Origin of the sequence: Plantibacter sp. VKM Ac-2885 (assembly GCF_015351205.1) — a bacterium.
Lineage (GTDB): Bacteria > Actinomycetota > Actinomycetes > Actinomycetales > Microbacteriaceae > Plantibacter > Plantibacter auratus.
In genome coordinates this window covers 1337845-1358898 of the sequence record NZ_JADKSK010000001.1, presented here as the reverse complement: position 1 = coordinate 1358898, position 21054 = coordinate 1337845, and the positions used below count along the sequence as shown (strand labels likewise).

Below are 21054 nucleotides of genomic sequence, written 5' to 3'. Positions count from 1 at the left end.
ATACATCAGATGTCGCGCTCGTTAACGGCCGGGGCCGACCTCGCCGGCATCCGCCTGATCGGCGTGGTCGAGGAGCGGGAGGTCGCTGGCGTCCACGAGACGGGTCGAGACCGCGTACTCGACGAGCCGTGCACGACGGCCGGTCGCGAGTTTCCCCGGCCCGCCGCGCAGCCCCTGGACACCGAACTTGTCGAGCTTGTCGCAGACGTTGTCGAGCTTGCGGTTGAAGGTGGTCTGGCTCCAACCGAGGCGGGCGGCAGCGGCGGCGGACGCCGGGATCTCGCCGCGACCGGGCGACGCCTGGCGCAGGACGTCCTCTGCCAGGGCCACGATGAGGAGGCGCTGGCTGCTCGTCAGGTGGATCGGCCCGACCGTCGTGGTTCCGGCGGTGGTCGTCGAGAGCTGCGACGGACTGAAGTACTCGAGGTCCGAGGTGATCGTGAAGTCGTAGGTCGTCGTCCCGGCACTGAACAACACCTGCAGCTCGGGGAACACGATCGGGAGCCGGGCACCGGGCGCGAGCCACGCCTGCACGTTGCCGGTCGTGTCCGTCACCGTCGCGGAGAGGGTGTTCCCGATGTTCGTGAGCCACCAGAGCCCGGCATCGAAGGTCACGCTGAGGAAGGTCCGGTGCAGGAAGGGGTTCTCGTCGACGACGAGGTCACCCTCGCGCCCGATCAGGAACGGCTTGCGTGCGTCCACGGCGTACTCCTCGCCGCAGAACTCGACGCGCACCGCCGTCTTCGTCGTCGCCGCGTCGGTCGCCTCGTCCGTGGTCATCGTCTGGTCCCCCTGTGGTCGGTCATCGTCTCGCTCCCGCTACTGCTGGGAGCACATCTCGAGTGGATCGGGTGAGGTGACGCCGCCTCGGACGATCACCACCTCGATGCACAGCTGCGCGCCCGGAGCGCTCGGCTTCAGGTCGACCGCGTAGGTCGAGGTCGGTACCTTCGGCGAATTCTTGCCGCTGCTCGTCACCTGGTAGATGTACGAGTCGCCGTCCTGCGGGTCCGGGTTGTCCCAGATGAAGGTGACGACGCTGCCGTCCTCGCTGATGTTCACGCCGAACGGCTTTGGCGAGGGGACGTCGCTCAGTTGGATCGGCGCCCCGGTCGCGGCGGCCGTGGGCTTCGGGTCGGCGGCCGCCCCCTGCCAGATGATCCCGGCCGCGATGCCGCCGACCGCCAGCACCGCGACGGCGCCCACGACGAGGAGGCGGGTCAGTCGGCGACGTCTGCCTCGTCCGGCCGCATCGGCATCGGGGTCCTCCGTGGGAACTGCAGCGGCGGTCTCGAGGCGGTCTCGGCGGATCGTCTCGGAGGGCAGCGAGGCCGCTCCGACGATGATCGGGGCCGAGGGCTGGATCGGCTGCACGAGCGGTCCCGCCGAGCGGACGACCGTCTCGTCGCCGACCGACGGCTGCACGCTCGGCACGCTGGGTCGGGGCTGGGCCTCGACCGTCGGGACCTGTCGGACCCGCGTCTCGTCCGACGCACTGCTGGACGTGTCCGGTCGGGGGGCCTGCGACTGCGGCTGCACGAGGTTCGGGATGTCGATGGGCGTCGGCGCGTAGGCCAGCTCCATCTCGACGCGCTGCAACGCCCGAGCGAAGTCGACGGCGCTCTCGAAGCGGTTGGCGCGATCCTTCGCGAGGCCCTTCTGCAGCGTCGCGACGAGGGAAGCCGGTGCGTCGTCGCGCCCGAGCGGGGTGACGGTCCCACGCTCGATCCGGCTGATGAGGTCGGCCGCACCGTTCGACTGCCCGGGGATCTCGAACGGCGTCCGTCCGGCGAGCAGCGTGTAGACCGTCGCGGCCAGGGAGAACACGTCGGACCGGACGTCCGGATGCGGCTCGTCCTCGAACATCTCGGGCGGCGACCAGGGGATGGAGAGACCGACCGTCTGCGTGCCCGAGGCACCGGTGGAACCGACGTCGCCAGGGCGCCCGGGGCCGGCGGTCGTCGGAACCTCGAGTTCGACGGCCTGCGAGATGCCGAAGTCGGTCAGCGCCGGCCAGCCGTACGCGTTGGTGAGCACGTTGGCCGGTTTGATGTCGCGGTGGAGGATGCCGGCCGCGTGGGCGGTCGCCACCGCACTGGCCAGGCGGACGCCGGTGCGCAGTGCATCGGCGACGGCGAACCGCCGCAGCTTCGCCTGCTCGGCGAGACTCGGCCCCGCGCAGTACTCCATCGCGAGGTACGGTCGTCCGTCCGGAGCGACGTCCGCCGTGTAGATCGTGACGATGTAGGGGTGCGCGGAGAGCTGCGCCATGAGGTTCGCCTCGGCGACGAAGGCCTCGCGGGTCTGCTCGCTGAGGTGCTCGGCGAGGAGTACCTTGACGGCGACTTGACGCCTCGGCAGCTGCTGCTCGTACAGGAAGACGTCGGAGAACCCACCGGCTCCGAGCTGTCGTTCGAACCGCAGCCCGGGGATGGCCGGCGGTTGCGAGGGTGAACGGCGCACGTCAGCCCTCTCGGACGCGCAGCGCGACGCCGCCGCCGAGGTCGATGACGGTCCCGACGATCACCGGCGTCGGCTCCCCTGGTCGCAAGGACTGCGGTGCCTGACCGGGCAGGACGACCTGCGTGCCGTTCCGCGAGTGGAGGTCGGTGACGACGACCGTGCCGCCCTCGACCGCGACGCGCACGTGGCTCCGCGAGATGTCGTCTCCCGTGAGCGTGACCAGCGTCGGGACGACGGACGCCGGGACCTGCGAGACGCTCGGCGCCCGGCCGAGGACGACGGGCGAGGCGAGCGACTGGCGAGTGCCGCCGGGGAGCTCGAGGTAGGTGAGCGGCGTGGCCGACGGGGTGGACGACCGTGCGGGCGGGGTCTCGGCCGCGCGACGCGCACGCAATGCGGCGAGATCCTCGGCGAGGATCGTGTGGCCGTCGTGGTCGCCGAGGTCCGATGGTCCGGCTGCTGCGGGTTCCGGTGCGGCGACCGCGGTGGCTGCCGCCTGCTGGTGCGCCGACGCCTCGGCCGCCGCGCGTTCGGCGTCGCCCGCCTCGTCGACCGCCGCCGCACCGACCGGACGGAGCACGGTCTGGCCGAACAGGAAGTCGTAACCCTCGTCGACGGGCTCCTCCGGGGTCGACGGGGTCTCGTCCGGGTCGTCCTCGTCGTGGAAGAACTGGGTGTCGGAGACGGACGGCACGACGTGGAGCGGCTGAACGGGCTCGACGTGCGCAACCGGGGTCGCCTCATCGCCGTCCGTCTCGTCGTCCGCATCGTCCGAGGTCGCCGCGGATGCAGCGGGCTCGGCGGGGGCCGGGACGGGCGGGGCCGCGAGCTGCTCCGCCGCGGTCGGCGTGCTCGTGGACGACTCGGTCGGCCGGCGCTCGTCGGTGGTCGGAGTGGCGAGGGAAGCCGTGGCCTCCTCGTCGAGGGTCGCCGTGATGGAGGTCGTCCAGACGGCTCCCGACCCGAGCGGGAGGCGCACGCCGGACGGGTTCGGCTGGTCGCTCCGGAGCGTGACGCTCACCGCGTCGGCGTGGTGTTCCTCGACCCAGGTGGTCGCGCGGGCGCCCAGGACCGTCTCGGTCCCGGCGGCGCTCGTCACGACGGCGGCCGCGAGCCCGCGCACGATGACCGTCGCGCCCGATCCGTCCCAGACGGCCGCGGCGAACGCGGGCGTGTTCGAGAGACCGCCGGCCGCGAGGCGGTCGACGATCAGCGACAGCGACGCGTCGCCCGGGAGGTCCGCGGCGAATGCGGCAGCGGCGGTGTCGTCTCCCTGGGCGTCGACCAGCACCAGTCTGCCGGGCCCCGCCACAGCGAGCCAACGGCGGACCTCGGCCGGTTCCATTTCGTACGAGTACACGGCCACTCCTCTAGCCTCGCGGCATCGTCTCTTCAAGATACCCGAGACCACCCGCGTCATCGTAGCCGGGGCCGCTGGACATCAGCGAGGTCGACACGACGTCGACGACGAGCGCGGTCACGTTGTCCCGCCCTCCCGCAGCCAGTGCGAGCTCCACGAGGCGGTCTGCGGCTCCCTCGAAGCCCTGCGACAGGACCTCGGCGATCCGCTCGTCGGACAGCTCGCCGGTGAGCCCGTCGGAGCAGAGGAGGAACCGTTGCCGCCCGGCGACGGGGAGGAGCCAGACATCCGGGTCGATGCCGGCCTCGACCCCGATCGCCTTCGTCACGATGTTGCGATCGGGGTGTTCGCGCGCCTCCGCCTCCGTGATGGAACCGGCGTCGACGAGTTCCTGCACGGCCGAGTGGTCGACGGTGATCCGACGGAGTGCGCCGTCGGCCCAGGTGTAGACCCGGGAGTCCCCCACGTTGAACACCATCCAGTGGAGGTCGGTCTGCGGCGACAGCGCCACGAGCGCGAGGCCCGCGACGGTCGTGCCGATGACCCCGTTCGGCGTGGGGATGCTGCGGATGACCGCGTTGGCGGCGACGATCGTGGTCACGACCGCCTCGGTCGTCGTCGGCATGCCGATCGGGATGCCGCGTTCGAGCGCCGCCGCGACCTCACGGCTCGCGACCTCGCCGCGTTCGTGCCCGCCCATGCCGTCGGCGACCACGAAGGCGGGCGCGCCGGCGTAGAACGCGTCCTCGTTCAGGCGTCGGACCAGCCCGGTGTCGGTCCGGCCCTCGCTGCGCAGGGTGTGCGTGGACCGCGCGGTCTCGATCGTCGTCATCCCGCACCGCCCAACGCGGCGGGGAGGGTCGGTACCTCGCCCGGCCAGCTTCCGTACCTCGCTTCGAGGTCGGAGCTCGAGAGCTCCACGGAATCGCCACCGGCGTACTGCTCGGAGGCGATGTCCAGCGTCGCGAGGATGGCGATCGTCGACTCGACGGTCTGTCCGGGCGCGTCGAAGGCGAATCGCACGAAGCGCCCGCGGTCGACCTCGTCCTGGGAAGCGAGCTGCGCGAGGGAGTAGTCCACGAGGGCACCGGGGTCGCCGGTGAAGGCGTCGGTCGCCGAGAGCGTCGCGGTGACGTACGCCGTCGTGCCGTCCCAAGCGCGGGCGGCCCTGAAGTCCGCCCCGGGGATCTCGGCGACCGCTTCCTCGACGGCGGCCAGCGTCCGGTCCGAGGTGCGGGCCGGGGTGCGTTGCGCCGTCGGCGCTGCGGTCCCGCAGGCGGTGAGGAGCCCCAACAGGACGACCGACACGGCGCCGGATCGGACGATGGTGCTGATGCGCATGGAAGGCCTCACGGTCGGGAACGGGCTGTGGACGGGCGACCCGGTGTCGGGCCGCGGTCGATCATCTCCGCGTAGGACTGTAGTCGGTCACCTGTTGATCACCGCTGAAGAAGCCGCTCGCCGAGTCCAGGTAGGCGTCGACGCTCGGGTCTCCCGACGACGACGTCTCGTCCGCCATCATCTCGTACCGCTGCGCGTTGTGGGCACTCGCGATCCCCGGATCCTGCTGTTCCGGGTTGACGCCGCCCAGTCGCGGGGCGTCACCCTGGATCGTCGTCCAGTTGGCCGAGTCCGGGTTCCCCTGTCCGTCGAGCCGGGCGACCGGATCCTCGTTGAACTCCATCGAGAGGACCTGCACGTCGTCGGGGATGTCGAAGCGTGCGATCGGCGAGCCCGCCGTGACGACGTGCGTGACGTTGTAGCCGAAGTCCGGGTCCGAGGCCAGCGACCCGGCCGTGATCCCGCCGAGGCTGAAGCCCTCGAGCATCACCGGGTCCGTCGGAGAGATGCCGGCGGCGGCCATCGCGTCCTTCACCGCCTGGCCGAGCGCCGTCTGTTCACCCTGCATGGCGGCGATGTCCGAGGTGAGGTCGTTCGAGATCGCGCCACCGTGCGGATCCCAGACCTGCGTGCTCGGGATCTGCACGATCCAGCTCGGCGGCGGTCCGGCCGACTGGATCACGCGGATGTTGCTGAGCTCCTCCTCACCCTTGTCGATGTCCGCCGAACCCTGCAGGAGGTCGCCGAGGTCGGTGACGGTTCGGTCCCGAGGCACGGCGAGCGGCTGTGAGGGGTCGTCGGGATCCATGGCGAGGCCGCCCTGCCCATCGTCGAAGAGGCCGAACCGGCCGCCACCGGTGGCGATGGCGTCGATCGCCTGCTCATAGGTGAGCGGCGGCCAGCCCTGGCCGGTGACGACCGACATGAGTCCGTTGAAGCCGGGCAACAGCCCGGGCAGGAAGGTGAGGCCGGCCAGGAGACCTGGGGCACCGTCCGTGAGGATGTCCTCGATCCACGCGTTGTCGCCCAACCATTCGTTGGCCGCCTGACCTGCGATCGGAGCGAGTTCCTGCAGTCTCGCGAGTGCGTCCGCATACGTCGCGGCGGTCCGATCGATGACCTCCTGCGGAGAGTAGGCGGCGATCGAGTTGGCGGTGAACAGTCCCGCGACGCCGGCCGGCGACAGCAGCAGCCAGGGGTTGTCGCCGATCTGGTCGAGCGTCTGCTGGGCACCCTCGACGAGCGAGTCGACACCCTCGACCACGATGTTGACGCCTGCCACGGTGAGCATCCACGCCCCGCCCACCACCGCCACGCCCGCCGCTGCGACGAGGCCGACCGGCACCGCGAGGACGCCGATGACGAAGGCGACGCCGTTGTGGAGGGCGACCGTCGCCGCGGCGATCAGTTGGTCGGCGGTCTCGTAGGCGACGACGGCGCCCTCGAGGAAGACGGCGGAGACGCCGGTCTCGGTCGCGACGAGGAGGAGGGAACCGGAGGCGAGGACGATGGCGCCTTCCGCGGCCGCCCCCGTCACCGGGGACAGGATCATGGACTCGAGCAGGTCGCCGTCCACCGCCTTCGCAGCGGCCGTGCCCGAACGCCCGATCAGCTCGGTCGACAACGTGGCGAGTTGCTGCGCCTGCAGTCGCATGTCGTCGAGCCTCGCGCCGACGCCGCCGGCTCCACCGGAGACCGTGATGCCGCTCATGCCCGTGCTCCCTGGATGGTCGCGGCGATCGCCAACACCTCGGCGACGATGTCCGCGCGACGGACGGCCCGGAGCGAGACCCGGGTCCCCTCGGCGACGGTGGACGGGTCCATACCCGCCGCTTCGACGTCCGGAGTGTCGACCGCCACGGCGACCCAGCCGTCGGCACCACGGAGCCACGTGTCCGTCCACCGTCTCATGGGCTCCCCGCTCCGGGAGAGTGCGTCGAGCCGGAAGCCGCCGTCGATCCGCTGGGCGACGCCGCCGAGGAGCACTGCGGCCTGCGGGCTGTGGAGCTGTTCGACGACCGCGCCGACGACGTCCGGTCGGTCCTGGCGGAGCGCGAGGACGAGCGCCTCGGCGTCCGCGAGCGGGAGGACGACCACGTCGGTCGAACGACCCCGCGCGTCGGGGACGTCGTGGAGCGCGGAGAGGGGTCGCAGGAGTTGCTGGGCCAGCCCGGCGGTGTCGAAGGCGCGGATCTCGACGGCGTCCTCGTCGCGCGCGGCCGTGCCGTGCTCGGCGACTGACGCATCCGAGTGGTCGACCCGCTGCGTCCGCAACAGCGCCAGGGCGTGCGCGCCGATCACGGAGACGGACTGGATCGCCGTCCGGTCGAGGGTCCAGCAGGAGGCGTCGACGGCCGCCGTCGCGAACTGCGGCATCGACAGGAAGGCGGCGAAATCGGGGTCGACGTCAGCGGTGAGGTCGTCCGGGAGGCTGTCGTCGCCGCGGGCGAGGAGTCGCCGCTCCCGGAGCCGCGCGACGGCTCGCTGCTCGCGCTCACGGACTTCGGCGGGCGACACGTCCGAACCCCATTCGGTGTGGAAGGCGGGTGGCAGCACGATGTGCGGGGTGCGGTGCTCCAGGACGTGGAGTTCGTCCGCGGTCAGCAGGAAGGCTGCCGCGGCGGGAGCCGGGCGGGTACGGGTCATGGGCATCAGGGGGTCCATCCTCGGCTGCGGTAGAGGTCTGCAAGGTCCAGCCAGCTGCGGTCACCGGGTGTCGGAAGCGATGGCGTGGAGGCGACGATGTCCTTGGCCTGGTGCACGAGGAAGTCCGGGACCTCCTGGCCGAAGAACTCGAACACCTTCGCGGCGCCGTCCTTGACGGTCTCGACCGCGCCGGAGACGAGGTTCACCGCGTCGTTCCAGCGGTCGCCCACCCAACGCGCGGCATCTTCGATGAGCTGCTTCACGTGTTCGACGGCGGTCGCGTGCGCGTCGAGCTTGTCGGCCGCGTCGTCGAGCTGCGTCGCCGAGTTCTCGAGCGAGACCGCCCGGGTGCCGAGCTGCTCGATGAAGGTCTCCGCCGCGGTGGAGGTCCACGCGAGCTCGGCGGCTGAGCGGAGGTCCCCGGCGCGGCTACGGACCTCGGTCGCGAGGGTTCGTAGCTCCGTCGCGCGGAGGCGGATCTGTTGGGTGTCGCCGTACACTGCTCGCTCCTCGTCGCGTGGTGCTGCGTCGCTGTCGCCGTGGGTCGCCTTCGCCGGAAAACCCGCGCGCCCTCACCGACACCTGGTCGGGAGGGCGCGCAGAGCGAAGCCGACGGTGGTGACTACTGGCCGGCGCCGGCAGCGAGGGCTGCGTCGGTCTGCTCGAGCGTGGTCACGGCGTTGTTGAGGTAGCCCGACAGCTTGTCGAGGTGCTGGATCGTGACCGTCGCGCTCTGCGTGAAGGCCGTGTAGGTCTCGTTGAAGGTGCCGGACGCGGTGTCGGTCTGGAACCCGGAGGACACGAGGTTGTTGATGAGGGTCTGGAGGCGGTTGAGCGTGGTCTCGACCTCGCCCTTACCCGTCGTCAGGTTGACGGCGGCCTGCTTGATCTCGCTGTAGTTGACGTTGATGTTGGCCATGAGTCTTGCTCCTTCGTTGTGGTCACCGGCACCGTCGGTGCCTTCATCATGTAACCACAACGCCTCGCGGGAGCACATGGGGAGCACTCCCCATGCAGTCCCCATCCGGGGACGACGCCGCTCAGGAGACGGGGAACTCGGGCGCGATCGGCAGCTGCACGCGCGACAGCGCACCGCGGTTCGCGTACATTCCGCGCCCCTGCGGGAAGTCCTTGCGTGCGAGCCGGGGGAAGGTCGTCCGGAGGACGAGGTCGCCCTCCATCTGCTCCGGCTGCAACAGGATGCCCCGCCTGGCGCTCTTGATCTCGCCCATGAGCGGCCAGGACGACGACCAGCCCGACACCTCGTTCTCGGCGATCACGAGATGGTCGCTGCGCTTGATGGCCTTGATGAGCTCCACGAGCGGTGGGTCGGCGATGCCGTTGAGGTAGTCCGACAGCGTCTCGATGACGACGACCGTCCGGCCGGTCACCGTCTCGGCCGCGATCGCCGCGGACAGCGCCTTCGCCTGCTCGGCGATCGTCTCGGGGGTGACGGCCGACTCGTCGAAGCGAAGCTCCCGCAGCAGTTCCGAGCGCTTGGAGCCGAAGTAGACGAAGCGCGTCGCCGGATCGAAACGTCGCATGGCGCCGACCAGGGATGCGACGGCGTTCGTCCGACCGCTGCCGGGAGGGCCGCCGACGAGGAACGCCCCGGACGGGTCGAACCCGATCGGTGCGAGGTCGGCGTCGCCGATCCCGAGCACAGGGCGGTCGCCGACGCGCTCGGGCAGCTCGCGCGCCTCGATCTCCTTCGGCAGCGCGCCGATCGGCGGGGCCGTGATCGTGGCTCCCGCGCGCGACATCGCCTCCGCGAGCCGGACCGTCGCGACCGACTGGTCCGAGAGCACCGGCGAACCACCGAGGATCGCGACCTGGACCTCGAGGCCGTCGACGATCGCCCGGCCAGCGGGCGACTCGGGGCCGAGGATGTCCTTCGGCACGCCGAGGAGCTGGTAGCCGGTCTCGTCCGCGAGGCGCAGCACCACGCGCCGCTGCACACCGGAGCTGATGTTCGTCGGGACGGAGCCCGGGCGGTCGGCCGAGAACGCGATGTTCACGCCGAGCTGCCGGCCGTCGGTGATGAGCTGCTGGAACAGCGTGTACCAGGAGGACAGGCCGAGCGTCGTCTCGTACTCCTGCCGGAAGGACTGGAAGCCGTCGACGAGCAACAGGATGCGGCGTTCGTCGTTGCGACCCGAGACGCGGCGGTAGTCGGTGATCGAGGACGCGTTCGCCTCGGCGTACCGGACGCTGCGCTCGTCGACGATCTCCTTGATCCGGCGGAGCAGTCGGATGACGCGCTCCTGGTCGTCGCCGGGGATGATCGAGCCGACGTGCGGCAAGGCCTCCAGCATGCGGAGGCTGCCCGCGCCGAAGTCGAGGCCGTACACCTCGACCGGACCGCCACGCGGCGTGATGCCGGCCGCCGTGGCGAGGGTGCGCAGGACCGTGCTCTTGCCCGATCCGCCGGTGCCGAACACGGCGATGTGGCCGTCGACGTCCGGCCGGAAGTAGACCGGGCGCTGCTCCTGCGAGTCCGGGAGGTCGGCGACACCGATGAGCAGTTCGGCGTCGGACCGCTGACGGAGCTTGCTGAGGTCGTAGACGGGCGCCAGCTCGTCGAGCCAGGGCCGTCGTGGCGCCGGGATCGATGCCCGGTCGGCTGCGGCGATGATGCTCGCGACGAGCCGCTGCTGGTCGGTGGGGCCGAGGTCGCGCTCCTCCTCGGCGTCGGCAGCGCGGGGCTCCTCCCAGCGCGTCTCGCCGCCGAAGCGCAGCTCCCGGACCTCGATGTCGGAGCGCTTGGGCTCGTCGCTCGTCCAGCCGCCCGCATAGCCGGACTGGAAGATGCTCAGGCGGCCGGGACCGGTCTTCGCGATGCCTCGCCCGGGGACACCCGGGTCGAAGTGCGCCGCGTCCTTGACCCCGACCACGTCCTGGCTGTCGGACTCGTCGGCCATGCGCAGCGCGACGCGGAGGTTGGTGTTGGCGCGCAGATTGTCCTTGATGACGCCGGCGGGCCGCTGGGTCGCCATGATGAGGTGGATCCCGAGCGAGCGACCACGCTGGGCGATGTCGACGACGCCGTCGACGAACTCCGGGACCTCGCCGACGAGGGCCGCGAACTCGTCGATGACGAGGACGAGGGCGGGCGGCGAGTCCGGGTCGCCCCGCTTCTCGAGCTCGAGGAGGTCCTTGGCCTTCTTCCGGTTGAGCAGGTGCTCGCGGAAGTGCAGCTCGGCGCGGAGGCTCGTGAGCGCCCGCCGGACGAGGTGCGGGCTGAGGTCGGTGACGAGTCCGACGCAGTGCGGGAGGGTCACGCAGTCCGCGAAGGCCGAGCCGCCCTTGTAGTCGACGAAGAGGAACGAGACGCGGTCGGGGCTGTACTCGGCCGCCATCCCGAGCACCCAGGCCTGGAGGAACTCGCTCTTACCGGCACCCGTCGTCCCGCCGACGAGGGCATGGGGGCCCTGGGCGCGGAGGTCGAGGTGCATGGCGTCGACACCGCCCGATCCGACGGTCGCGCGCAGCTGGCCGGCCCGGCGAGGCTTCGGCGGGAGGCCGGGCGTGCGGTCGTGGATCGAGGAGTTCTGGCGCCAGCGGTCGACCACGGCGTCGCTCGAGGTCGTGAGCTCCGGGCCGAGCAGCGTCACCATGGACACCGACCGCGGGAGGTCGCTCGAGTCCTCGACGAGGGCACCGGCGTCGATCACGGACGCCATGCGTCGCGCGTAGTCGAGGGCCGTCACCGGGTCGACGAACTCCGGGCGGGCGTCGTCGACGGAGTAGCCGAGGCGGACCATGCCGACCGTCGCCAGTGCGTCGACGCCGGCCCCGGACTCCGGGACCTGCAGGAAGGTGCGGCAGGCGGCGGGAAGCGAGACGACGTCGTCGGCGATCCAGATCGGGAAGACACCCGCGTCCGCCGCGATCTCGGCGAGCTGGACGAGGCGTGCGCGGTCGACGCCGACGTCGTCGGAGATGAGCAGGACGATCGCGGGGATCGGGGACTTCGTGCCGGTGTCATTGGAGCTCTTGGTCCCGATCTCCGCGCCGCGCTCCTGCGCCGCCTGCTTCTCGGAGATGGCTCCGCGTCGGGCGTCGCCGGCCCGGGCCGCCTGCAGGCGGGTCTGGACGAGTTCCTCGATCGCGGCCAGCAGTAGGTTGCCGCTCGACACGCTGTCGGCGAGGTGACCGACGTCGAGCGGGCTGTTGGGCGAGGACGCGTGCGGCAGCCACTTGACCCACGAGAGAGCGTTCGACCAGGCGGGCGAGACGATCGCCGAGACGACGACCTCGGCCGGCGAGTGGAGGGCGGTGAGCTGGACGAGGATGCCGTTCACGGCTCCCCCGGCGGTCTGCGGTGAACCGGCGATGCCGAGCGCGCCGGCATCGTAGAGGTTGTCGATGATCGGCACGTCGGCGACGGTCGCGTACTGGTCCTTGAGCTGCTCGAGTCGTTCCTGGAACTCCGGCAGGAAGCTGTCGCGGGCCTTCGCCGAGACCTCGTTGCGCGACGGCATCGTGCCGACGCCGAGCCGGAGGTTCAGGAAGGACCAGTGCTCCGGGCGCCTGGTCCACAGCAGCGGCCCCCGCGTGAGCGCGTGCTTGAGCGCCTCCGAGGTGGACGGTGCCTCACGCATGCGGACGTCGTGCTCGATCTCCCGCTCGGCCGCGAGCTGCTTCCCGAGGGACTCGAGCCGTTCGTCGAAGATCTTGATCTGCTGCTTGAGCTTGCGCTTGTTGCGCCCGCGACCGGTGAAGTAATTGCCGATGAGCATGAGCGGCGTCATGGCGATGAAGATGAGCGACAGCGGGTTCTTCGTGAAGAAGTACATCGCGCCACCGAGGAGCATGGGCGTGAGCATGCCGAGGAGCGGGAACGGCTGGTTCTCGCGCTCGGTCGGCGGCTCGGGGGCGGGGAAGGTCTCCCCCGCGTAGCGCTGTTCGACGCGCGGCGAGCGGTTGAAGTACACCGGTCCGGCCTTCGGGACGACGCCCGCGCGACCGACGGTCCCGGCGAAGCCGATCTCGACCTCAGTGTCGCCGATGAGCACGCGCTCCGGCTCGATGACCTTGAGTCGTGGGACGATGCCGCCGTCGACGACGATGCCGTTGGCCGCGCCGAGGTCGACGAGTTCGATCTCGCCGCCGACCTCGAGGCGTGCGTGACGCTTCGAGACGAGCGGATCGTCGAGGACGATGTCGCAGCTCGCCTCGCGACCGATGGTCCAGCTGCCGGCCGGCAGGGTGAACTCACGGCCGGCGTCGTCGCCGGAGAGGACCCGCACGACGGCGACGGCAGGCGCCTGGCCGGTGCGCGCCGCGGAATAATACACACCCGCGTCGGCGAGCTCGATGACGGCACCCGAACCGACCCACGCCTCGCCGATGGGAGCCTCCGGCGGGAGCGGCAGGGTCTCGGTCGAGCCCGGCAGACGCGCGTGCAGCGTGAAGTCGGCGTTCGCGGAATCGGGCCCCTGCGGGTCGACGCGCGCGATGGTCGACGCGACCTCGGCGATGCTCGCCGCCGCGTCCGTCGTCACGACGATGTCGGCGGACGACCCCGACGGCCTGGTCAACGTCAGCTTGATGCGCATGCAGGATCCCCTTGGAAGTGCGGGCCGCTCGACGCGACCTCGATCAGCCTAGCGACGACGGAGCGAGCCAGGATCCGGAGTGCGCCGTGTCCGACGTCCGACCAGATCAGTCGGTCTGTGGGCGGACGATCTGATCGACATCCGTCACAGAAGACTCCTTCGGGGCCGGATCGAACAGCCCGACGGCGGGATCAGCAGTCGCGCAGTCGAGGTTCGGCAAGCCGACGATGGCGTCGAGGACGGTCCGGCCGTCCTCGGTGCGCTCGAGGCGGTACTCCGCTCCGGCCGTGTCGAAGGATTCCGGAGGAGTGCCCTGGGGCGACGACCAGTCGAGCGCGACGCATGCCTGGACGCTCGCACTTCGACCGTCCGCCGACACCTCGACGCTCTGCGGTTCCAGCGGCTGCGGTCCGGGGTGCACGTCGGTCCGCTCTCCGGCCTCGACACGATCCCGCGCGCCGCGCCAGGCGGCCGACCGCACCTCGTACGTCGTGGATTCGACCAGCTCCGGCAATTCGAAGTCGTTGCGGTTCTGTGCCACAGCGAGGGCGGTCAGCGCCGACCGAGCCGCTTGAACCCAAGCATCCTGTTCGAATTCGCCCGAAGGCTCTCCGTCAGCCCAGACGACCTCCGGGACCCCCTGATCCGACTGTTCCGCCGGAGTCGGCGTGCAGCCGGCGAGCGTGATGAGCAGCGCGACGGCTGCGGCCGAGCCACCGATCCTCACTCCGGCACTCATCCGGCCTCCGCCGCGCCACTCGCCCGACCGTAGGCGAGGTCGTAGACCCCGGCCAGTGTGTCGTAGGTGGTTCCGCTGGACAGCGGGTCCAACGCCCGGTTCAGCGCGACTTCGTTCGTCCTGAACCAGGCGTCCAGCTCGTCCGCATCCATGCCAGTCGGGTCGGGCACTCCGTCAGGCTGCCTGACGGACCACACCAGCTGCGCAGTTTGGATTCGGAGGACCTGGCGATCGGCGACTCCCCCCTCACCTTGGGCCTCAGAAAGCTCCGCATGGTTGGTGGCGAACGTCGAGACGTCGTGGGCTTCTGCAGCATCGATGAGCTGACCGAGCAGATAGTCCTGCGCGATATCGGCGGCACCGCCGAGCCCAGGCACGGGGATCAGGCCCACGGCGTCCGCCAGTAAGCCGATCGCTTCCTCAACGGCCTCATCTTGACGGGTCGCCTCGCCGAGCGCAGCGCCGTCCGCTGCACCGTCGAGCATGCCCTGGAGAATGGCGATGCGTTGCGTGAGGCCGGGCACCGATGCGTTCTCTGCGGTTGCTGCTTCGGAGAGGCCCACCTGATAGTTCGTCACGACGGTACTCAAGGCTTCTGCGCCCGCAGCGTGATCTCCCGCTACGCCGAAGACCTCAGCGAAGATTTCTCGCGACACCCTCGCATACTCCCGAGGGTCGCCGGATCCGAAGACGGGGGACTCGAGTGTTGAACCCCCGTCATCGCCCATGCCCGACAGCGGATCCTCGACGAAGCCGGGAATCTGCGGCGCCAAAGCCGCAACCATCTTGACCGAAGCGATCTCGCTAACGTTCTCGGTAACGAACTGCTCGTTCCTTGCAAGCGCCTCCATGATGTCATGCGTCAGCTGTGCGCTGTCGTGCCAGACCTGCGGTGAATTGTTCGTTCCGTCCGGCAGTGTGACGCTGCCGTCACCAGGTCCGCCCGGCGCATGTTGCGAGCCGGCCCACAGACCGGAAGGGCCCTCGAACTGGTCGTACGTCGACCAGTCCCGCTCTCCATACCAGTAGTCGACGCGGTTCTCGCCGAGCTTGCCTTCGCCGGTGACGCCGTCGTCCTCGGCGCTCGTCAACCACTCGAGCGCTTCAGCGGGGTATGCCCCGAGAGTCTCCAACACCCGCCCCGCCATGTCGACGACCCGGAGCCCGGAAAGCCCCGTCTGTTCCTCCTCGAGCAGCGCGAGCGTCGTGCCGCCGGGCAGTGGCGACGAGTCCTGCCAGATCTGGTAGTTCCCGCGTTCCGCGGCATCGATCATGTCCGCGAGCGCGAGGGTGGTCGTAACACCGATCGGCGCGTTGGTGGGGTCACCGAAGAGGAAACCGATCGCAGCGGGGTCACCGCCGACCATCGTGCTCGCTTGGGACATCATCTCCTCGGCGAACTCCTGCCCGGTGAGCGGGGTCCACCGTTGCGAGCCGACGGACAACCCGCCGCGGACACTCTGGGCGAGCGCCAACGCCGCGGCGGCCGGGACGCTGCCGTCCACCACACCACGGCCAAGCTCGTCGATGAGGCTGACGACGTTCTCGCCGCCCATGTCGCGATTCATCTGGGCCATCACCTGCGGGTTCTTGCCGTACAGGTCGTAGAGCGTCTGCAGGTTCGAGACGTCCGCCTCGGAATAGTCGCCGGAGGCGATCTGGTTCCCGAGCTCGGCCATCGCCTGTGCCACCGCGCTCGGCGTCAGCGAGCCGGAGTCGGTGATGCCGATGGCGGCGAGTGCCTGACGCTGTGCCTCCCAGGCGGTGGCGTTCGGCGGGGTCAATGCGAGCACCAGGGTGCTGTCAGCCAGGGTGCGCTCATCGGCCAACCCCTCGAGCGCGTTGCGGGCCAGCGTGAGGTCTCCCATCGCCGCCTGTTCCTGCAGCTGGCGGTGCTGCGCCTGCTCCGGCGTCGGGCCACCTGCGGGGTCCGCGTATTGGCGGTTGATGACCTGGTTCGACTCGAACATGGTCTGCTTCACCGACGTCGCACGTGTGGCGATTCCGGACACGGTCTCGGAGTACGCGCCGATGGCCGTCCGAGCTGCGCTCAGGGCGGTGGTGACCGCATCGATCGTGGCCACCGGAGTGTCGAGGGAGGCCGTCCAGGTGACCGGGGCGTCTCCGCTCCAGACCTCCGCGGTCATGCCCGCCTGCGAGTTGGTCGTGACCGTGCGAGCCTCGCCGAGCGTCGTCTCCACGGTCTGCAGGCCGGTCGCGGCCGTTCCGAGCGATCCGGCGTCGAAGAGTCCCGGATCCTCCCTCGTCCAGTTACCCATCAGTTGGCTCCTTCATCCAGCAGTGCCTCGGTCTCCTGCCACGTGGCCGCGGCGTCCCTGGCGATCTGCGCAGCGTTCGTGATCTGACCCGACGCGAGCATCGTCTGCACCGTCGCCCACATGGCGAAGCTCTCCGCGGCACCAGAGACACTCGAGCTGGAGCTGCCACTCAGGTCGACGGCAACCTCGGTCGGAAGGCTGTATCCGCTCGTCTCCAGTCCGGACGCGATCGTCCGAATGGCTTCGACGTCGACGAAGAGCTGATCCCCGGCCATAGTTCCCCTTGGGTCGTCACTGAATCGGCGACCGTCTGAGAGTCACCGACAGCGGGTTTCGCCCCGCCGGCCACCAGCGTATCCGAGAGCTCGGGAGGCGACGATGGGGAGCACTCCCCATGCCCGACGACGTTCTCAGCCGACGACGACGCGGATCGGGAACTCGCCGATCCCGATGGTCGACCCGGCTTCCGCGACGTAGGCCTCGCCTGGCTGGCAGACGGTGACCGCGCCGGACGCGTCCGTGATCGTCGTGCCGTTCGTGGAGTGCAGGTCCGTCACGCGGAGCGACCGTCGTCCGGGTACGACGACCGTGTGCGTCTTCGAGACGGACATCCGTGGGTCGACGAGTGAGCGGAGCTCGGCGTCGGGCTGTTCCGGCCGTGCCGAGGGGTTGCGTCCGAGCAGGAGTGGCCCCCGGAGCGGGATGCGCTCGCCGTCGGGCAGCTCGAGCGCGAAGTCCCCGGCTCGCAGCGACGCCGAGACGACGGTGGCACCGAGATCTGCTTCCGGCGTCGGGATCACGGCGTCCGCCACCGGCCGCGCCGGCGCCGGCGCGTTCGGCTCCGGCGCACCCGGGGATGCCGGTGCACCGGCGAACAGTCCCGGGGGAACGGTGATCTGCAGCTCCGGAGGGACCGAGGACGTCGATGCGGCCGGGGCGCGTGTCTGAGCGGGTGCGACCGGCGGCTCGCGGAACTGCGGCTCGGCAGCAGGTGGCTCGACGACGACCGGCGTCGGTTCAGGCGCGGAGCCCGCGGGAGCCCACGTCGGTTCGGGAGCCGGAGCTGCGGGAGCCGGGGCCCCAGGGACCGAAGTCTCGGGAACGGCACGCTCGGGAGCCGGCACCTGAGCAGCCGGAGCCTCGAAGACCGGAACCGGCTCGGCGGACGTCGGGGTCGAGACGGCAGGGGATGGTGTCGGCGCATCGGCGGTCATCGGACCCCATCCCGGGGAGACCGGTCCGTCCGTGACGGGGACGTATGTGGGCGCACCTGCAGGAGACGCTTCTGCGCTCGTCGGCGCCGCTGCGGGACGCGGAGCGAGGACGGTCCGAGCGCCGTGCACGCGCAGGGTGGCGGAGGCGCCGGGGTCGGACTCGGTCGCCAGCTCGGCGAGCGCGCGCAGGAAGGTCAGGAACGGCTCCTGTCCGAGCAACGAGCGCTGACGCCGGCGCTTCTGGACGCCGTGCTGCATGATGAACGTCGCGGCGGCCGTTCCCCGTGCGGACGGGGCGGTCGTGATCGCGAACGCGAGCAGTGGAGCCGGATCGTCGACCGAGACGACCCGCAGGCGGATGTCCGCGCTCGTCCCACCGTCGATCGCGACGTAGTGCCTGGTCTGCTGCGCATCCTCACCGGAGGCGGCGACCGCACGTTGGACGAGCGCGACGACGTCGTCGGCGGTCCCCGCGAGGTCGAGATCCAGACCGGTGTCGGTCAGGTCGGGTGATCTCATCGGTGGTTCCTCCCCAAGCGCCGTCGGCCGACGACGGCAACGGATCGATTATCGCCTACGCCGTCGCCCTCGTGGGGAGGGACGAGAGGCGCACCTCGCGCGAACCGGGGCGGACGTCGCATCGGCTCACTGTGCGTCGTGCTCCCACGGCCAGCGCGGGGTCGGACGTCGGCCGGTCGACGACGTCGCGACGGCGGCGGCAGCGAGGACGATGACGACCGCCAGCACCCCGACGGTGACCGAGAACGGCCCGGTCAGTGTCGTCACGGCGAAGGCGGCGGCGTCCGCTCCGTCCCGGCTCGCGATCGCGTCGAACACGCCGCCGCTCAGGCCGTACGCGAGCCAGGCGAGGAGCCCCGCGAGGACCGCGGAGCCGACCGAGACGCGCAGCGGTGTGCGGCGCGTCTCACGGATGATCGCCCAGAGGACCACGATCGTGGCGACCACGACCATGAGCGGACCGGTCAGCGGGCCGGCATCCCGGTCGGTCACGACGTCGAGGTCCGCCAGCAGGCTGATGAACCCGAACGCGCAGACGACGAGCGCCACGTAGGTGACCGCCGCGAACGGGGCGATCCACCAGGGACCGCGCGCTCCGTCCGCGTCACCGGTCATGCTCAGCGGGCGGTCGTCGGTCCGGCTTCGAGGACGCGCTCGTACTCGGCGCGGGCCTCGAGGTTCGCCTCGCGCACCTTGCGGCCGCGGGCGGCGATCCAGCCACCGAGCCAGACGGGGATCTCGCGGGCGACGACGAAGGCGAGGACCGGCCCGAAGGTGAAGGCGACACCCGTGACTTCGGCGAGGATCTCGTCGACGCTGAGGGTCCACGCGCGCTCCTGGATCAGGAACCCGCCGACCCACGCGAGGAAGACGACCAGGCCGATGATGAAGCCGCCGAGCACCCAGTGCACCCAGCCGGAACGGTTCACGATGGTCGCCGTGACGACCCAGGCCAGGAAGAAGCCTGCGGCGGCCATGAGGAACGGCCAGCTCGTGGCGATCTGGATGAGGTTCTCGACGAACGTGCCGTCGCCTTCCAGCACCAGCTGAAGGCCCGCGACGGCTGCTGCGTAGAGGGCGGCGAAGATGATGGTGCCGAGGAGACCGATGAGGATGCCGAAGCCGCGGTTGCCGCGGACCTCCGGCTCGGACGGCGCCTGGACGTACAGCGGGAAGGCCTGCTGCTGCTCGGTCTCCGCTGCGGTGGCGGTCTCGGTCGCGCCGGAGCGGGCGACCGGCTCGTATGCGGCGGCGGGGTACGGGTGGGCACCGGTGTCGGCCTGTCGGGTGGTCGCCGTCGACGTCGGGGTACCGGAGGTGTCGTCGTCGAAGTCGATGTTCGAGTACGCGCGCTGCGGCGTGTGCGGCTGGTACGGGCGGGTCTCCCGCACGCCGGCATCCGACGCCGTGTCGTCGCGGTCGGCGACCCGACGGTCGTCGACGACCGGGTCCGCTCCGACGCCGTCCGCCGTGGTGATGATGTCCTGCTGCACGGTGTCCTCGGAGAGGATGTCCCGCTCAGCTCCGGGCCGCTCGGCCACGGACTGCTCGGACGCGGTCGCCGGACGCTCGGAGCCAGCCGCGGTCTGGGCAGCCGCCGGAGTGCTCGGGTCGGTCGGCGATCCGGGCTCGGGGTTCTGGGTGCTCATCGCGTACTCCTTCGGCGGAAGCCAGTTCAGGAGCGCCCTCACGGCGCTCCGCTCGCCACGGTAGCAAGCCGGGGCACCGATGCCCGGCAAGCTCGCCGGGACTCGCGCACTCCCGTCGACGCGATTCAGGTCTGATTCATATCCGGAGGAAACGGTCTCCTCAGCTCCGCGCGCTTGAGTGGGAGCGATAACAGACACCTGTCGGATCACTGCCGATCCCGCGACGCCGATCCCCCGACGGCGCATCCCCCGGAAAGGCCCCATGCCCGAGCAACTCCCCCACGACCGTCACATCGAATCCCGCTCCCCCTTCAAGCGGCTCTCCTCCCGCTACCGCGCCCTCCCCCTGCGCGGGCGACGCGTGGTCGCCGGTACCGCTGCCGGAGCCGTCCTCCTCCTCGCCACCGCGGTGATCACCCCGGTCGCGCTGCAGCACTCCGACGCGACCGGATCCGAGTCGGCCGCGCAGGCTCTGGACGGGACGACGTCCACGGTCCCTGCCTCCACGGTCAACGCCACGGCGGTCACCGCGATCTCCGCCACGACCGGACCCGTCGCAGGCGGGAGCACCCTGACCGTGAGCGGTGTCGACGTGGACGGCGTGACCCGCGTCGTGTTCGGCGAGGAGGAAGCCCGGATCCTGTCGGCGACGAGCACCGAGGTGACCGTCGCCGTGCCGGCAGCCACCGGCTTCTCCCCCGCCGACGTCGGCATCGCCGTCTACGCGGACGATCTCCGGGTCGACGGTGATGCGCTGAGCTACAGCTACGACATCACGAGCCCCGTCGACGCGCAGATGGCCTACGTGTTCACGCACTGGAACGACTACAACCTGGCTGAATACGGCTCACTGGTCGACACCGACTGCGCGAACTTCGCCAGCCAGAGTCTGCTGGAACGCGGGTGGACGATGGACGAGGACTGGTGGGCCGAGGGGACCGGCGACGACTTCGACTTCTCGAAGGCCTGGGTCAGCTCGACGTTCTTCATGAACTACGTCGAGGAGCACCCCGAGCTCGCCACCGCTCTCGACGACACGCAGCGCAACCAGGTCAAGGTCGGTGACATCGTGCAGTTCGACTGGGACAACAGCGGCGACCGCGACCACACGGGCATCGTGTCGAAGGTCGAGACCACCGACGCCGGCACCCAGGTGTACTACGCGGGGCACACCGACGACACCGACTACCGCACCGTTGACGAGGCGATCACCGTCATCCACCCCGGCGCCTCCGTGTACTACTGGAGCATCGCCTAGCCCGCCCGCTCGGTTCACAACTCAG

General features: G+C 70.5%; 17 protein-coding genes. 1 reads left to right on the top strand and 16 read right to left on the bottom strand.

The features are described from left to right. Positions 1-21: 21 nt before the first annotated feature. From ITJ66_RS06520 to ITJ66_RS06445, 16 genes are all read right to left on the bottom strand, one after another. Positions 22-780: a hypothetical protein gene (locus ITJ66_RS06520; protein ID WP_137242165.1), complete on the bottom strand. Its 759-nt coding sequence runs from the start codon at positions 778-780 to the stop codon at positions 22-24. Between the two features lie 39 nt (positions 781-819). Beyond that, positions 820-2463 (bottom strand): serine/threonine-protein kinase, encoded by a 1644-nt coding sequence (locus ITJ66_RS06515; protein WP_137242166.1) that lies wholly within the window; start codon positions 2461-2463, stop codon positions 820-822. A 1-nt stretch (position 2464) separates the two neighbouring features. Then, complete coding sequence (locus tag ITJ66_RS06510) at positions 2465-3823, bottom strand: FHA domain-containing protein (protein WP_192018642.1); 1359 nt, start codon at positions 3821-3823, stop codon at positions 2465-2467. 10 nt (positions 3824-3833) lie between these two features. Further along, positions 3834-4655, bottom strand: a complete 822-nt coding sequence (locus tag ITJ66_RS06505) for a PP2C family serine/threonine-protein phosphatase (protein WP_137242168.1) — start codon at positions 4653-4655, stop codon at positions 3834-3836. Then, on the bottom strand, positions 4652-5164 hold the full coding sequence (locus tag ITJ66_RS06500) for a hypothetical protein (RefSeq protein ID WP_194644098.1): 513 nt from the start codon (positions 5162-5164) through the stop codon (positions 4652-4654). The genes ITJ66_RS06505 and ITJ66_RS06500 overlap by 4 nt, the downstream gene beginning before the upstream one ends. 61 nt (positions 5165-5225) lie before the next feature. Then, a complete protein-coding gene (locus ITJ66_RS06495) occupies positions 5226-6875 on the bottom strand; it encodes a hypothetical protein (RefSeq protein ID WP_194644095.1) in 1650 nt (549 codons plus the stop codon). After that, complete coding sequence (locus ITJ66_RS06490) at positions 6872-7816, bottom strand: hypothetical protein (protein ID WP_194644093.1); 945 nt, start codon at positions 7814-7816, stop codon at positions 6872-6874. Before ITJ66_RS06490 ends, ITJ66_RS06495 begins: the two co-directional genes overlap by 4 nt. Next, positions 7816-8310 carry a hypothetical protein gene (locus tag ITJ66_RS06485; RefSeq protein WP_124768805.1) on the bottom strand — a complete coding sequence of 165 codons (495 nt, stop codon included), beginning with the start codon at positions 8308-8310 and terminating at the stop codon, positions 7816-7818. The genes ITJ66_RS06490 and ITJ66_RS06485 overlap by 1 nt, the downstream gene beginning before the upstream one ends. 122 nt (positions 8311-8432) lie before the next feature. Then, positions 8433-8729, bottom strand: coding sequence for a WXG100 family type VII secretion target (locus ITJ66_RS06480; protein ID WP_056008215.1), 297 nt, complete (start codon positions 8727-8729; stop codon positions 8433-8435). Between the two features lie 121 nt (positions 8730-8850). After that, entirely contained in the window at positions 8851-13371 is a 4521-nt protein-coding gene (locus tag ITJ66_RS06475; protein ID WP_194644091.1) for an FtsK/SpoIIIE domain-containing protein, read from the bottom strand. Between the two features lie 106 nt (positions 13372-13477). Further along, complete coding sequence (locus ITJ66_RS06470) at positions 13478-14110, bottom strand: hypothetical protein (protein WP_194644089.1); 633 nt, start codon at positions 14108-14110, stop codon at positions 13478-13480. Continuing rightward, the gene (locus tag ITJ66_RS06465) at positions 14107-16257 is read right to left on the bottom strand and encodes a hypothetical protein (protein ID WP_194644087.1); all 2151 of its coding nucleotides are present in this window, start codon (positions 16255-16257) and stop codon (positions 14107-14109) included. The genes ITJ66_RS06470 and ITJ66_RS06465 overlap by 4 nt, the downstream gene beginning before the upstream one ends. A gap of 131 nt (positions 16258-16388) precedes the next feature. Continuing rightward, the gene (locus ITJ66_RS06460; protein ID WP_085510231.1) at positions 16389-16664 is read right to left on the bottom strand and encodes a hypothetical protein; all 276 of its coding nucleotides are present in this window, start codon (positions 16662-16664) and stop codon (positions 16389-16391) included. Between the two features lie 135 nt (positions 16665-16799). Then, entirely contained in the window at positions 16800-18122 is a 1323-nt protein-coding gene (locus ITJ66_RS06455) for an FHA domain-containing protein (protein ID WP_191940613.1), read from the bottom strand. Between the two features lie 126 nt (positions 18123-18248). Beyond that, a complete protein-coding gene (locus ITJ66_RS06450; RefSeq protein ID WP_191940612.1) occupies positions 18249-18737 on the bottom strand; it encodes a DUF6121 family protein in 489 nt (162 codons plus the stop codon). A gap of 2 nt (positions 18738-18739) precedes the next feature. After that, entirely contained in the window at positions 18740-19771 is a 1032-nt protein-coding gene (locus ITJ66_RS06445) for a hypothetical protein (RefSeq protein WP_194644085.1), read from the bottom strand. 262 nt (positions 19772-20033) lie between these two features. On the opposite strand from ITJ66_RS06445, the gene ITJ66_RS06440 reads away from it, so the two are divergent. Next, positions 20034-21029, top strand: coding sequence for an amidase domain-containing protein (locus ITJ66_RS06440; protein WP_194644083.1), 996 nt, complete (start codon positions 20034-20036; stop codon positions 21027-21029). Positions 21030-21054: the final 25 nt, after the last annotated feature.